This window comes from Roseicella frigidaeris, assembly GCF_003258945.1.
GTDB lineage: Bacteria > Pseudomonadota > Alphaproteobacteria > Acetobacterales > Acetobacteraceae > Paracraurococcus > Paracraurococcus frigidaeris.
Map to the genome: position 1 here is coordinate 491,852 of NZ_QLIX01000001.1, position 13,015 is coordinate 504,866.

Here is a 13,015-nt window from a genome sequence, read left to right on the forward strand (position 1 = left end):
CTCCGTTTCCCAGGTTTCGGGGCCGGCGACGGCGGCCCGCCGCGGCCGGAGAGGTCCCATGCCAGGCTTGCCCATCCTCCTTCTCGCCGCTGCCCTGCTGCTCGCCGCCTGCGACAACCAGCCGCCCAGCCGCAGCCTCGGCTCGACGCCGATCGGCACCGATGCCAGCACCGGCCGGCCCTCGCTCAGCCAGGCCGGCGCCGGCCCGGGCGGCATCAACCTGGACTATCGCACCGGCGGCGATCCGAATTTCCCGGCCGGCCGATCCGCCGGGTCGCGCGGCATCCGCTGAGCCGCCGGCAGCCCGGCATGCGAGACGGTGCTTGATGCGGCGACGCGAAGCGGCATTTCTCTTCGCAGTATGCTCCCCTCCCTCTTCGACCGCCGCCCGCGCATCGCGCATGTCCGCCTGCAGGGCGCCATCACCCCGCGACCGGGCTTCGGCGGCGGCATCAGCCTGGCGACGACTGGCCCGGTGCTCGACCGGGCCTTCGGCCTGAAGCGGCTCTCGGCCGTCTTCCTCTCGATCAACTCGCCGGGCGGCTCGGCCGTGCAATCGAGCCTCGTCGCGGCGCGGATCCGGCGCCTCGCCGAGGAGAAGAAGCTGCCGGTGATCGCCTGCGTCGAGGACGCGGCGGCCTCCGGTGGCTACTGGATCGCCTGTGCGGCGGATGAGATCGTCGCCGACCCGGCCTCCATCCTCGGCTCCATCGGCGTCATCGCCGCCGGATTCGGCTTCCAGGACGCGATGGAGCGGCTCGGGGTGGAGCGGCGCCTGCGCACGGCCGGGACGGAGAAGAGCTTCTGGGACCCGTTCCGGCCGGAACGCCCCGAGGATGCGGCGCGGCTGGAAACGCTCCTGGAGGATCTGCACGGCGAGTTCGCGGCCTGGGTGAGCAGCCGCCGCGGCAGCCGGCTGCAGGCGCCGCCGGAGCAACTCTTCACCGGCCGCTTCTGGCCTGGCCGGAAGGCCGTGGAACTCGGCCTGGCGGATCGGCTGGGGGATGCGGCGGGGGAGGCGCGGCGGCGCTTCGGCGAGAAGGCACGCCTGATCCCGGTGGCCGGGCCGCGGCCCCCGCTGCTGCGCCGGCTGCTGCCCGGGCTGTCCGCCGGCGCGGTGCTGGAGGCGCTCGAGGAGCGCGCGGCCTGGGCGCGGCTGGGGCTGTAGGACGCCCCGCACCACCGCTTCGCGGCTTGGGGGGGGCGCAGCCTGCCGCAGCGGGGCAGCGCTTCGCCGCGTCAGCCCCCGACCTGCCGGATCCAGTCGGGCAGGTTGTAATAGGTCGTCACCCGGCGGATCCGCCCATCCGCCACCTCGAGGAAGGCGCCGGCCGGCAGGCTGTAGCGCTGGCCCGTCGCCTCGGGCAGGCCGGAATCGGTGGCAAGATAGGCGCCCTCGACCGTGAACTCCGCCGCCGCGCGCCGGCCGGTGGCGTCCACCATGACGGCGAGGTCGCGAATCGACTCCCGATAGCAACGATCCATCTTGGCCAGGAAGGCGCGGAAGGCCGGCTTGCCCGTCTCGCGCGGGCCCTGGTTCACGTCATGGACAACGTCATCGGCGAGCAGGGCCAGCATGGCCTCCCGGTCGCCGCCGTCGAAGGCCGCATAATAGGCGCGAATCAGGCGTTCGGTCTCGGTCACGGCGCTCTCCTTTCAGTGAGCAGGACTTGGCCGGGCGCAAGGCTCCCGGCGGCCACCCACTATGTTCGGGCGCGCCGACATGGCAAAAGCCGCGGCATGCAGACCGCCGTCACCGCCGCGCCTGCCGGCGGCGCCCCCGCCCGCACCAGGCCGCCCAGCTTCCAGGAGCTGATCCTGCGGCTGCACGCCTATTGGTCGGCCCAGGGATGCGTCATCCTGCAGCCCTATGACATGGAGGTCGGCGCCGGCACCTTCCATCCGGCGACCACGCTGCGGGCCCTCGGCCCCAAGCCCTGGAAGGCGGCCTATGTGCAGCCGAGCCGCCGGCCGGCCGATGGGCGGTATGGCGAGAACCCCAACCGGCTGCAGCACTATTATCAGTACCAGGTGATCCTGAAGCCCTCGCCGGCCGATCCGCAGAGCATGCTGATCGGCAGCTACCGGGCGATCGGCCTCGACCCGCATGTGCACGACATCCGCTTCGTCGAGGATGACTGGGAGAGCCCGACCCTCGGCGCCTGGGGCCTTGGCTGGGAGGTCTGGTGCGACGGGATGGAGGTGACGCAGTTCACCTATTTCCAGCAGGTCGGCGGCATCCCCTGCCAGGTGCCGAGCTGCGAGCTCACCTACGGGCTGGAGCGGCTGGCGATGTACATCCAGGGCGTCGAGAACGTCTACGACCTGGATTTCAACGGCCAGGGCGTCAGCTATGGCGAGGTGTTCCACCGCGCCGAGGTCGAGTTCAGCGCACACAATTTCGAGTATGCCGATACCGCGAAGTTATTCCGGCATTTCCAGGACGCCGAGGAGGAATGCGTGGCGCTGCTCAGGCACGGCCTGGCCCTGCCGGCCTATGACCAGTGCATCAAGGCGAGCCACCGCTTCAACCTGCTCGATGCCCGGGGCGCCATCAGCGTCACCGAGCGCGCGGCCTATATCGGCCGGGTGCGCGCCCTGGCGAAAGGCTGTTGCGAGGCCTGGCTGGCCGGTGGCGGCTGAGGGGGCACGATGCGGCCATGCGGCTTTCCGGCCCGGCACCGTGCCCTTTGGCGGCAGGCATGCCATGCTGGCCGCCTCGCCCGACCCCACCCCTCCGGCGCAGCTTGCCTCGCCGGGGCGACGCGATGCCCGGACCGCTATGACCCGAACCGCCATGAAGGCCGCACCGACGCCCCATGCCTGAACTCCTGATCGAACTCTTTTCCGAGGAGATTCCGGCGCGCATGCAGGCCCGTGCGGCCGAGGATCTCTGCGCCCTGCTGCAGAAATCCCTCGCGCCGCTGATGACCGCCGCGCCGCGCCCGCTCTTCGGGCCGCGCCGCATCGCGGCCTGCGGCGCCATGGCGGCCCGTGCCGAGACGCCGGGCAAGGAGGAGCGCGGCCCGCGCCTGGGTGCGCCCGATGCGGCGGTCGAGGGCTTCCTGCGCAAGCACGGCGCCACGCGCGAGGCGCTGGAGCAGGAGGGCCAGTTCTGGGTGCTGCGCAAGCCCGGCCAGGTGATCGAGGCGGCGGCGCTGATCGCCGAGCGGCTGCCGCCGCTGCTGCGCGGCTTCCCCTGGCCGAAGAGCATGCGTTGGGGCACCAGCGACTTCGCCTGGGTGCGGCCGCTGCAGCGCATCCTCTGCATCCTGGATGGCCGGCCGGTGCCCTTCGCCCTCGCCCATGGCGAGGATGCGGTGCATGGCCTCCTCGCCGCCGGGCTGACCGAGGGGCACCGCGTGCTGGCCGGCACCGAACCCTTCGCGGTTTCGAGCCTCGCCGCCTACACCGCCGGGCTGCGGGAGCGCTTCGTCATCGCCGAGGCCGGCGAGCGCGAGCGGATCATCGCCGAGGGCATCGAACGCCTCGCCGCCGCCGAGGGGCTGGAGGTGGTGCCGGATCGCGGGCTGCTGGCCGAGGTGGCGGGCCTCGTCGAATGGCCGGTGCCGCTGCTCGGGCGCATCGACGACGCCTTCATGGACCTGCCGCCCGAGCTGATGCGCACCACCATGCGGGTGAACCAGCGCTACTTCGCCCTGCGCCATCCGGATGGCCGGGCCGCGCCGCGCTTCGCCATCGTCAGCAACATCATCCCCGGGGATGGCGGCGCGGCGATCGTCGCCGGCAATGAGCGGGTGCTGCGGGCGCGGCTCTCCGATGCCCGCTTCTTCTGGGATCTCGACCGTAAGCAGAAGCTGGAGAGCTTCCTGCCGAAGCTCGATGCCGTGGTGTTCCACGCCAAGCTCGGCACCCAGGGCGAGCGGGTGCGGCGGCTGGAGCGGCTGGCCGGGCTGATCGCGCCGGCGGTCGGCGCCGATCCGGCGCTGGCGGGCCGGGCGGCGCGGCTGGCCAAGGCCGACCTCGCCAGCGGCATGGTGGGCGAATTCCCCGAATTGCAGGGGGTGATGGGCCGCTACTACGCCCTTGCCGGCGGCGAGGACCCGCGCGTCGCCGAGGCGATCGGCGCGCATTACCGACCGCTCGGCCCCGGCGATGCGGTGCCTGCCGAGCCCGTGGCGGTGGCGGTGACGCTGGCCGACAAGCTGGACCAGCTCGCCGGCTTTTTTGCCGTCGGAGAGAGGCCGACTGGTTCCGGCGATCCGTTTGCACTCCGTCGCGCGGCGCTTGGTGTGATTCGGATTATTCGGGAGAATGGGCTGCGGCTGCGCTTGTTACAGCTCCTCGACAAAGCGGTAGCACCTATCCTTGAAACTCTGGCTCTGGCTGAGACCGAAAAGGCCCGAGAAACGCTAGAAGAGGCTCGCAAGCGCGGCTTGATCGGCGGGTCCATGCTGACAGTAATTCCGGGATCTCCATCGATCAGTCGTGGCACGAGTAGCGAGACATATTTAGCGAAAGCTTGGGATATCTTCGACTTCCTCGCCGAGCGACTCCGCGTCCAGCTCCGTGCCGAGGGCGCCCGGCACGACATCGTCGCCGCCGTCTTCGGCGCCGCGCCGGATGACGACCTGGTCCGCCTGCTCGCCCGCTCCGACGCGCTCGCCCGCATGCTGGCGACGCCGGACGGCGCCAACCTGCTGGCCGCCTACAAGCGCGCCGCCAACATCCTGCGGATCGAGAACCGCAAGGATGGGCCGCATGACGGGCCGGTGGAGGCCGTCCGGCTGGTGGCCGGGCCGGAGAAGGCCCTGGCCGCCGCCGTCGCGACGACGCGCGAGGCCGTCGCCGCCGCCCTGGCCGCCGAGGACTTCCTCGGCGCCATGGAGCATCTCGCCACCCTCCGCGCCCCGGTCGATGCCTTCTTCGACGGGGTCGTGGTGAACGATGCGGACCCGGAACTCCGCCGGAACCGCCTGCGTTTGCTGCACTCGCTCTGCGCCGCCATGGATGCGGTCGCGGATGTCTCAAAAATCGAAGGTTGACATTGGCCCGGTGTGGTAACGCGCCGTTCATAGATTCCTGTGCCGAACGGCGGCCATCCGGATCGCAAGGGGAACAGTGCCGATGAGCAAGTGGGTTTACAGCTTCGGCGCCGGCCATAACGAGGGCAAGGCCGAGATGCGCAACCTGCTGGGCGGTAAGGGCGCGAACCTGGCCGAGATGGCCAGCATCGGCCTGCCCGTCCCGCCCGGCTTCACCATCACCACCGAGGTCTGCACCTACTACTACGACCACGGCAAGCAGTACCCGCCGGAGCTGAAGGACCAGGTCGGCACCGCCCTCAAGCGGGTGGAGGAGGCGGTCGGCGCCCGCTTCGGCGACGACCGGACGCCGCTGCTCGTCTCCGTGCGCTCCGGCGCCCGGGTCTCCATGCCGGGCATGATGGACACCGTCCTCAATCTCGGCCTGAACGACCAGACGGTGGAGGGGCTCACCGCCGCCTCCGGCGATCCGCGCTTCGCCTGGGACAGCTACCGCCGCTTCATCCAGATGTATGGCAGCGTGGTGCTCGGCATCGACCATCACCGCTTTGAGGAGATCATCGAGCATGTGAAGCTCGACCGCGGGGTGGTCGAGGACACGCAGCTCACCGCCCAGGACTGGCACCGGGTGGTGGACGGCTACAAGGAGATGGTGGCCGAGGTGAAGGGCGAGCCCTTCCCGCAGGACCCAACGGCGCAGCTCTGGGGCGCCATCGGCGCCGTCTTCGGCTCCTGGATGAACCCGCGCGCCAACACCTATCGCCGCCTGCACGACATCCCGGCCGACTGGGGCACGGCGGTGAATGTCCAGGCCATGGTCTTCGGCAATATGGGCGAGGATTGCGCGACCGGCGTCTGCTTCACCCGCGACCCCTCGACCGGCGAGAACATCTTCTACGGCGAGTACCTGATCAACGCCCAGGGCGAGGATGTCGTCGCCGGCATCCGCACGCCGCAGCCGATGTCGGAGGCCCGCGCCAAGCCGGACGAGCGGAGCATGGAGAAGGCCATGCCCGACGCCTACAAGGAGCTCGTCCAGGTCCGTGCGACGCTCGAGAAGCACTACACGGACATGCAGGACATCGAGTTCACCGTGCAGCAGAACAAGCTGTACATGCTGCAGACGCGCAACGGCAAACGCACCGCCGCCGCCAGCCTGAAGATCGCCGTCGACATGGCGCGCGAGGGGCTGATCGACCAGGCGGAGGCGATCAAGCGCGTCAACCCGGCGGCGCTCGACCAGCTCCTGCACCCGACGCTCGACCCGAAGGCGCCGCGCAAGCTGCTTTCCAAGGGCCTGCCCGCCTCCCCGGGCGCGGCCTGCGGCGCGGTGGTGTTCTCGGCCGACGAGGCCGAGGTGCGGGCGCAGAAGGGCGAGAGCGTCATCCTCGTGCGCATCGAGACCAGCCCCGAGGACATCCACGGCATGCATGCCGCCAAGGGCATCCTCACCACCCGTGGCGGCATGACCAGCCATGCCGCGGTGGTCGCCCGCGGCATGGGCCGGCCCTGCGTCGCCGGCGCCGGCGGCGTCACGGTGGATTACGGCGCGCAGGCGCTGCAGGCCGGCGGCCAGGTGGTGCGCGCCGGCGAGACCATCACCCTCGACGGCGCGACGGGCGAGATCTTCATCGGCAGCGTGCCGATGGTCGAGCCGCAGCTCTCGGGCGATTTCGCCACGCTGATGGAATGGGCGGACGGGGTGCGGCGCCTCAAGGTGCGCACCAATGCCGAGACGCCGCTCGATGCCGATACGGCGCGCAAATTCGGCGCCGAGGGCATCGGCCTCTGCCGCACCGAGCACATGTTCTTCGACCCCGAGCGCATCGGCGCGGTGCGGCAGATGATCATGTCCGAGACCGAGAGCGGCCGCCGCGAGGCGCTCTCCCGGCTGCTGCCCTTCCAGCGGCAGGATTTCACCGAGCTGTTCCGCATCATGGCCGGGCTGCCGGTGACGATCCGCCTGCTCGACCCGCCGCTGCACGAATTCCTGCCGCATGGCGAGGCGGAGATCGCCGAGGTGGCGACCTCCCTCGGCGCCGATGTGGCGGCGATGCAGCGCCGGGCGCAGGAGCTCTCGGAGGCCAACCCGATGCTCGGGCATCGCGGCTGCCGTCTCGGCATCTCCTATCCGGAGATCTACGAGATGCAGGCCCGCGCCATCTTCGAGGCGGCCGTCGCCATCGCCAAGGAGACCGGCAAGGCGCCGGTGCCCGAGATCATGATCCCGCTCGTCGCCACGCGCCGCGAGCTGGAGATCACCCGGGCGCAGGTCGACAAGGTGGCGCAGGAGGTCTTCGCCGAGAGCGGCCACCATGTCGAATACCTGGTCGGCACCATGATCGAGCTGCCGCGCGCCGCGCTGGTCGCCGACCGGATCGCCGAGGTGGGCGATTTCTTCAGCTTCGGCACCAACGACCTCACCCAGACCACCTTCGGCCTGTCGCGCGACGACGCCGGCAAGTTCCTGCCGCTCTATGTCGAGAAGGGCATCCTGCCGAAGGACCCCTTCGTCTCCATCGACCCGGACGGCGTCGGCGCGCTGGTGAAGATCGCCCGCGAGAAGGGGCGTTCGGTGAAGCCCGACCTCAAGCTCGGCATCTGCGGCGAGCATGGCGGCGACCCGGCCTCGATCCAGTTCTGCGAGGAGGCGGGGCTGGATTACGTCTCCTGCTCGCCCTACCGCGTGCCCGTCGCGCGGCTGGCGGCGGCGCAGGCGGCGCTCTCGGGCGGCGGCGACCGCACCGCCTGATCCGGGCGGCGCGCCACCGCTGCCTTCTTGCCTGTGAGCCTTGAGGGCGGCCCGGACGCCGGCGCGTCCGGGCTGCCTTCCGGTCCGGGCGGCGTCGGCCCGTTCCGGCAGGAGGGCGCAACTGCCCCGCCACGCCCCCCGTTCTCTCCGTCGAAGGACGGGAGATCGTCATGGCACGGCAGGACAGCCCATTTCCGCAGCAGCACCAGGACCGGCAGCCGGGCCAGGAAGCGGCCATGCGACCGCAGCCGCAGGACCGCATGGAGCACTGGACGGCGAGCGGCAAGCTGCAGGGGCGGACCGCCCTCGTCACCGGCGGCGATAGCGGCATCGGCCGCGCCGTCGCCATCGGCTTCGCCAAGGAGGGGGCCGATGTGGCGATCCTCTATCTCGACGAGCACGAGGATGCCGAGGAGACCAAGCGGCATGTCGAGGCGGCCGGGCGGCGTTGCGTGCTGCTCGCCGGCGATGTCGGGGATGCCGGCTTCGCCCGCCGGGCGGTGGACCAGGCGGCCGAGGCCCTCGGCGGCCATATCGACATCCTCGTCAACAACGCCGCCGAGCAGCATGTCTGCGAGGATTTCGCCGAGATCGAGGAGGCCCAGGTGGAGCGGACTTTCCGCACCAACATCCTCGGCATGTTCTGGGTGACGCGCGCCACGCTGCGGCACATGCCGACCGGCGGGGCGATCATCAACACCACCTCCGTCACCGCCTTCCGCGGCAGCCCGCAACTGATCGACTATGCCAGCACCAAAGGCGCGATCCTCGGCTTCACCCGCAGCCTCGCCGAAGCCCTGTTCGAACAGCGGAAGATCCGGGTGAACGCGGTGGCCCCAGGACCGATCTGGACCCCGTTGATCCCGGCGAGCTTCGACGAGGAGCGCACCGCGAAGCATGGCCAGGGCGCGCCGATGCAACGCGCCGGGCAGCCGGACGAGGTGGCGCCGAGCTACATCTTCCTCGCCAGCGAGGCCGACAGCAGCTATTTCAACGGCCAGACCCTGCATCCGAACGGCGGCTCGGTGGTCAATGCCTGACCGGCGCTGAGCCCCACCTCTGCGGCCCCGGCAGGAAGGGCAGCGCCAGCACCCAGAGCGCGGCCGGGAAGATCACCATGCACCGCGCCATCCAGACCGCGTGCAGCGCGCTGTGGTTCAGGAAGACCAGGTACCAGGCGACCAGCAGCAGCGCCGCGCCCAACGCCGGGCCGGCGCGCGCCGCCTCGCGCCGGAGAGCCGGGATGGCGAGGAGCGCGAGCCCGATCAGGCTGCCGCGGATCAGCAGGCGCCCCGCCTGCCCGGAGCCGAAGCCCATCTGCCAGTAATAGCCCTGCAGGCGGAAGAGCAGGAAGCGCAGGCGGAACAGCGGCGTCTCGTCGATGCGGTGCAGGTCGAAGCCGGCCATCGGCGACCAGGCGTGAGGAGCTGCGCCGGCACCTCCGGGACGATCGGCCCGAAGAGCCGATGGCCGAAGGCCTCGGCATCGGCCGGTTGCAGCGCATCGGGGAAGGCCAGGGCGGCGATCCCGGCTTTCAGCGCGAAGGGCAGCGCCGCCCCGGCGAGGAAGGCACCGAGGCTGCGCAGCGCGCCGCCCGGCCGCTCGGCCAGGGCCGCGGCCAGCAGCACCAGCCCGGCGCCGAGCGGCAGCCCGCCGGTGAGGAATTCGAACAGCGCGACGCCGCCGCCGAAGGCCCCGAGCAGCCAGGCCGGCGCCGCGCCCTCGCGTCCGGGGCAGAGCCACAGGGCCCAGAGGAAAAGCGCCAGCACCAGGTCGGACAGCGCATGGCTCACCCAGAAGCCGAGGGCCGGCAGGCCATAGCTGGTCAGCAGGAGCAGGCCGAGGCCGGCGAAGCCCGCATCGCGTCGCCAGCGCGCATCGTCGTGCCGCCGCCGCCGCAGGCTGCGCCAGCCGGCGAGGAGGACAAGGCCGGCCAGGGCGCCGTTCAGCGTGAGGAAGACCGCATCCTGCAGCCCGACCGGCCCGAGGACCGGCAGCAGCAGGGCAACCGCGACCCGCTGCCCATGCAGGTAGCGGTGATAGCGCTTGGCCGGTTGCCGCTCCGCGCCGGGGGCCAGCAGTTCGGCCAGCCGCAGGCAGGGTCCCGCCGTCTCGCCGCCGGCCGGATCCGCCATGGCCAGGGGGAGCAGCGGGGACAGCGCGAGATTGGGCGAGAAGGCCTCTCGCGCCCGGCCTTCCTCATGCGGCAGGACGAGCATGGCGAAGACCAGGCAGTCATTGCCGTACCAGCGCTGGATCCGCACCACGCCGAGCGGCAGGCCGTGGCTTTCATAAAGGACGCCGCTGCCGGCCAGCGGCCGCAGCAGGGCCAGCGCCCGCTCGGGCGGCAGCCCGGCCGCCTGCCAGGAGAGACCCGCGAAGAGCAGGGAGAGCAGCAGGCTCATCGCGAGCGCGGCAGCCAGGGACCGGGTCCAGGCCCGGAGCGTCGGGGTGATGGCGGGCACGCGCCAGGCTAGAGCGGAGTCCTCCGAGCCGAAACGCCCGGCAGGCCCGCCAGGGCGATCAGCCGGCCGCGGCGGGGGCCGGCAGGGCCATCCAGGTCGGGATGCGGGGCTCCAGCCGCGCCTCGCCGCAGTGCAACGGGCGACCATCCAGCGCCTCGAGCCGCAGCTGCGCGATGCCCTGCCCGTCGCGGCCGGACCGCATCTCGCCGAGCTCGGCCCCGCCCGAGGTCACCGGCGTGCCGGGGGGCGGCAAGGGGCCGGTCACCGCCACCGGCACCAGCCGGCGCTTCAGCAGCCCGCGATAGCGGGTGCGGGCGGTCAGCTCCTGGCCCATGTAGCAACCCTTGCTCCAGGAGATGCCGTGCAGCTCGTCGAAGCCGGCCTCCAGCAGGACGGTCTGCTCGGGCACCAGGTCGCGGCTGCCCTCCGGCAGGCCGAGCGCCAGGCGGTGGCGGTCCCAATCCTCCGGCGTCGCCTCGGCGCCCGGCAGCAAGCCGGGGGCAAGGGCCCGCCAGCCCGCCTCGGCCAGGCGGGGATCGGGCGCGGCGACCACCCCCGGGCCCATCGGCAGGGGGGCGCCATTCCAGCCGGCATGCACCACGAAGGCGTCGGAGGCGTCCCGCACCGCCACCCGGGAGCGCAACCGGAAGCGGGAGAGCTTCTGCGCCAGCATCGGCGCCTGGGCGCGCTCGCAGTCGAGCAGCAGCCGGTCCTCGGCGGCGAGGAGGAAGAAATCGGCGAGCCACTTGCCCTGCGGCGAGAGCAGGGCGGCGAAGACGGCGGTGCCCGGGACGGCCCCGGCCACATCGTTGGAGACGAGGCCCTGGAGGAAGGCGAGGCGGTCCTCGCCCGCCACCTCCACCACGCCTCGTCCGGGAAGGGCTGCGATCGGCATGCGGAAAAGGTGGGCCGGCGGATGCGCCACTGCAACCTGCGGCGCTGCCTCGGGCCGCACCGGGCAAATTCGCCCGGCAGCCGAGGGTCGGGGCGGCTCCGGGGAGGCGCCGCTCCGGCCGGGACGTGCTACAGCCCCGACGCCGTGCGAATTCTCTTCATCTCCTCCACCCGGATCGGTGACGCCGTTCTCTCGACCGGGCTGCTGGACCACCTGATCCGGACCTATCCGCAGGCCAAGCTGGTGGTGGCCTGCGGGCCGGTGGCCGAGGGCGTCTTTGCCCGCATGCCGAACCGGGCCTGGACGATCGTGCTCGCCAAGCGCCGCTACCGCCTGCACTGGCTGGAGCTCTGGCGGGCGGTGGCGGGCCAGCGCTGGGATATCGTCGTCGATCTGCGCGGCTCGGCCTTCGCCTGGATGGTGCGGGCGCGCCGGCGCTACGTGCTGCGCGGTGGCCGCCAGCCGGGCCATCGGCTGGCGCATCTCGGCGCCCTGCTGGGGCTCGATCCACCGCCCCTGCCGGTCGCCTGGTACAATGCCGCCGACCGGGCGCGGGCGGCGGCGCTGCTGCCGGGCGAGGGGGTCTGGATCGCCCTCGGCCCGACCGCCAATTGGGACCGCAAGGTCTGGCCGGCGGAGCGCTTCGTCGCCCTCTACCGGGCGCTGACGGCACCGGGCGCCCCGCTGGCGGGCGCGCGGGCCGCTATCCTCGGCGGCCCGGGCCCGCAGGAGCGCGCCATGGCGGCGCCGGTGCTGGCGGCGCTCGGCGAGCGGGCGGTCGATCTGGTCGGCACGCTCTCCCTGCCCGAGGTGGCGGCGGTGCTGGCGCGTTGCGCCCTCTTCGTCGGCAATGACAGCGGGCTGATGCATCTCTCGGCCGCCACGGGCACGCCGACCCTTGGCCTCTTCGGCCCCTCCCGCGTCGAGGAATACGCCCCGGCCGGCCGGCACGTGGCGACCGCCGTGGCGCCGGACAGCCCGGGCCTCGACAGCATGCCGGGCCTGACGCTGGCGGCGGCGCTCGCCGCCGCCGAGCGGCTGCTGGCAGCGCAGGTGCCGGCATGAGCGCCCTGGAGGCGTCGGCCGCGGCGCCGGCGGCCATGCCCCAGGCCGGGCCGCGCGTCTCCGCCCTGGTGGTCGCCCGCAACGAGGCGGCGCGGCTGCCGGCCTGCCTGGCGAGCCTGCGGCCGGCCGATGAGATCGTCGTGGTGCTCGACCGCAGCACCGATGCCAGCGCCGACATCGCCCGCGCCGAGGGCGCGCGGCTGCTGGAGGGGGGATGGGAGCTGGAGGGCGAGCGGCGCAATGCCGGCATCGCGGCCTGCAGCGGCGACTGGATCCTCGAGGTCGATGCCGACGAGCGGGTGCCGCCCGCGCTCTGGGCCGATATCCGCGCCCTCACCGCCCGCTCGGCGCATGGCTTCCACCGCGTGCGGATCGACAATTACGTCGGCGAGCGGCTGATCCTGCATGGCTGGGGCGGCAGCTTCGGCACCACCCTCAAGCCCATCCTGTTCCGCAAGGGCGCCAAGCATTGGCGCGGGCAGCGGGTGCATCCCGGCCTCGACTGGATCGGGACCGAGGGCGAGCGCCTCACCGCCCATGGCATCCGGCACGAGGTGGACCGCGACATCTCCGACATGCTGCGCCGGCTCGACCGCTACTCCTCGGCCAAGGCGGCCGACCTGCTGGCGAGCGGGAGGATCGGCTCCCTGCCGGACAATGTCCGACGCTGCCTGTCGCGCATCTTCCTCTGCTATGTCCGGCGCCGCGGCTACCGGGAAGGCGGCTGGGGCCTGCTGATCGCGCTCTGCGCCGGGCTTTTCCCGCTGCTCTCGCATCTCAAGGCGCGGCTGGAGCCGGAGCGGCACCGCCCGGCACCCCCCTGATGCACATC

11 protein-coding genes are annotated in these 13,015 nt (G+C 72.2%); 8 read left to right on the forward strand and 3 right to left on the reverse strand.

What is annotated here, in order from left to right:
- The first annotated feature begins 58 nt into the window (after window positions 1-58).
- Window positions 59-292: a hypothetical protein gene (locus DOO78_RS02280; protein ID WP_111468090.1), complete on the forward strand. Its 234-nt coding sequence runs from the start codon at window positions 59-61 to the stop codon at window positions 290-292.
- 69 nt (window positions 293-361) lie between these two features.
- Window positions 362-1,168, forward strand: a complete 807-nt coding sequence (locus tag DOO78_RS02285) for a S49 family peptidase (RefSeq protein WP_111468091.1) — start codon at window positions 362-364, stop codon at window positions 1,166-1,168.
- A 71-nt stretch (window positions 1,169-1,239) separates the two neighbouring features.
- On the opposite strand, the gene DOO78_RS02290 is transcribed toward DOO78_RS02285, so the two are convergent.
- Window positions 1,240-1,644, reverse strand: a complete 405-nt coding sequence (locus tag DOO78_RS02290) for a ketosteroid isomerase-related protein (protein WP_111468092.1) — start codon at window positions 1,642-1,644, stop codon at window positions 1,240-1,242.
- Window positions 1,645-1,740: 96 nt separating this feature from the next.
- On the opposite strand from DOO78_RS02290, the gene DOO78_RS02295 reads away from it, so the two are divergent.
- The 4 genes from DOO78_RS02295 (at window position 1,741) to DOO78_RS02310 (ending at window position 8,798) form a co-directional block, all read left to right on the forward strand.
- A complete protein-coding gene (locus DOO78_RS02295) occupies window positions 1,741-2,643 on the forward strand; it encodes a glycine--tRNA ligase subunit alpha (RefSeq protein ID WP_111468093.1) in 903 nt (300 codons plus the stop codon).
- Window positions 2,644-2,819: 176 nt separating this feature from the next.
- Window positions 2,820-5,006: a glycine--tRNA ligase subunit beta gene (glyS, locus tag DOO78_RS02300; RefSeq protein WP_111468094.1), complete on the forward strand. Its 2,187-nt coding sequence runs from the start codon at window positions 2,820-2,822 to the stop codon at window positions 5,004-5,006.
- A gap of 82 nt (window positions 5,007-5,088) precedes the next feature.
- Window positions 5,089-7,758 carry a pyruvate, phosphate dikinase gene (gene ppdK / locus DOO78_RS02305; RefSeq protein ID WP_111468095.1) on the forward strand — a complete coding sequence of 890 codons (2,670 nt, stop codon included), beginning with the start codon at window positions 5,089-5,091 and terminating at the stop codon, window positions 7,756-7,758.
- Window positions 7,759-7,994: 236 nt separating this feature from the next.
- Complete coding sequence (locus DOO78_RS02310; protein ID WP_243634307.1) at window positions 7,995-8,798, forward strand: SDR family oxidoreductase; 804 nt, start codon at window positions 7,995-7,997, stop codon at window positions 8,796-8,798.
- Window positions 8,799-9,038: 240 nt separating this feature from the next.
- On the opposite strand, the gene DOO78_RS02320 is transcribed toward DOO78_RS02310, so the two are convergent.
- Window positions 9,039-10,223, reverse strand: coding sequence for a hypothetical protein (locus tag DOO78_RS02320; protein ID WP_111468098.1), 1,185 nt, complete (start codon window positions 10,221-10,223; stop codon window positions 9,039-9,041).
- Between the two features lie 58 nt (window positions 10,224-10,281).
- A complete protein-coding gene (gene ygfZ / locus DOO78_RS02325) occupies window positions 10,282-11,118 on the reverse strand; it encodes a CAF17-like 4Fe-4S cluster assembly/insertion protein YgfZ (RefSeq protein WP_111468237.1) in 837 nt (278 codons plus the stop codon).
- Window positions 11,119-11,262: 144 nt separating this feature from the next.
- Between ygfZ and DOO78_RS02330 the strand changes: the two genes are divergently transcribed.
- Together DOO78_RS02330 and DOO78_RS02335 are read left to right on the forward strand one after the other, a co-directional pair.
- Window positions 11,263-12,183, forward strand: a complete 921-nt coding sequence (locus DOO78_RS02330) for a glycosyltransferase family 9 protein (RefSeq protein WP_111468099.1) — start codon at window positions 11,263-11,265, stop codon at window positions 12,181-12,183.
- Window positions 12,180-13,007, forward strand: coding sequence for a glycosyltransferase family 2 protein (locus tag DOO78_RS02335; protein WP_243634308.1), 828 nt, complete (start codon window positions 12,180-12,182; stop codon window positions 13,005-13,007). The genes DOO78_RS02330 and DOO78_RS02335 overlap by 4 nt, the downstream gene beginning before the upstream one ends.
- Window positions 13,008-13,015 lie beyond the last annotated feature (8 nt).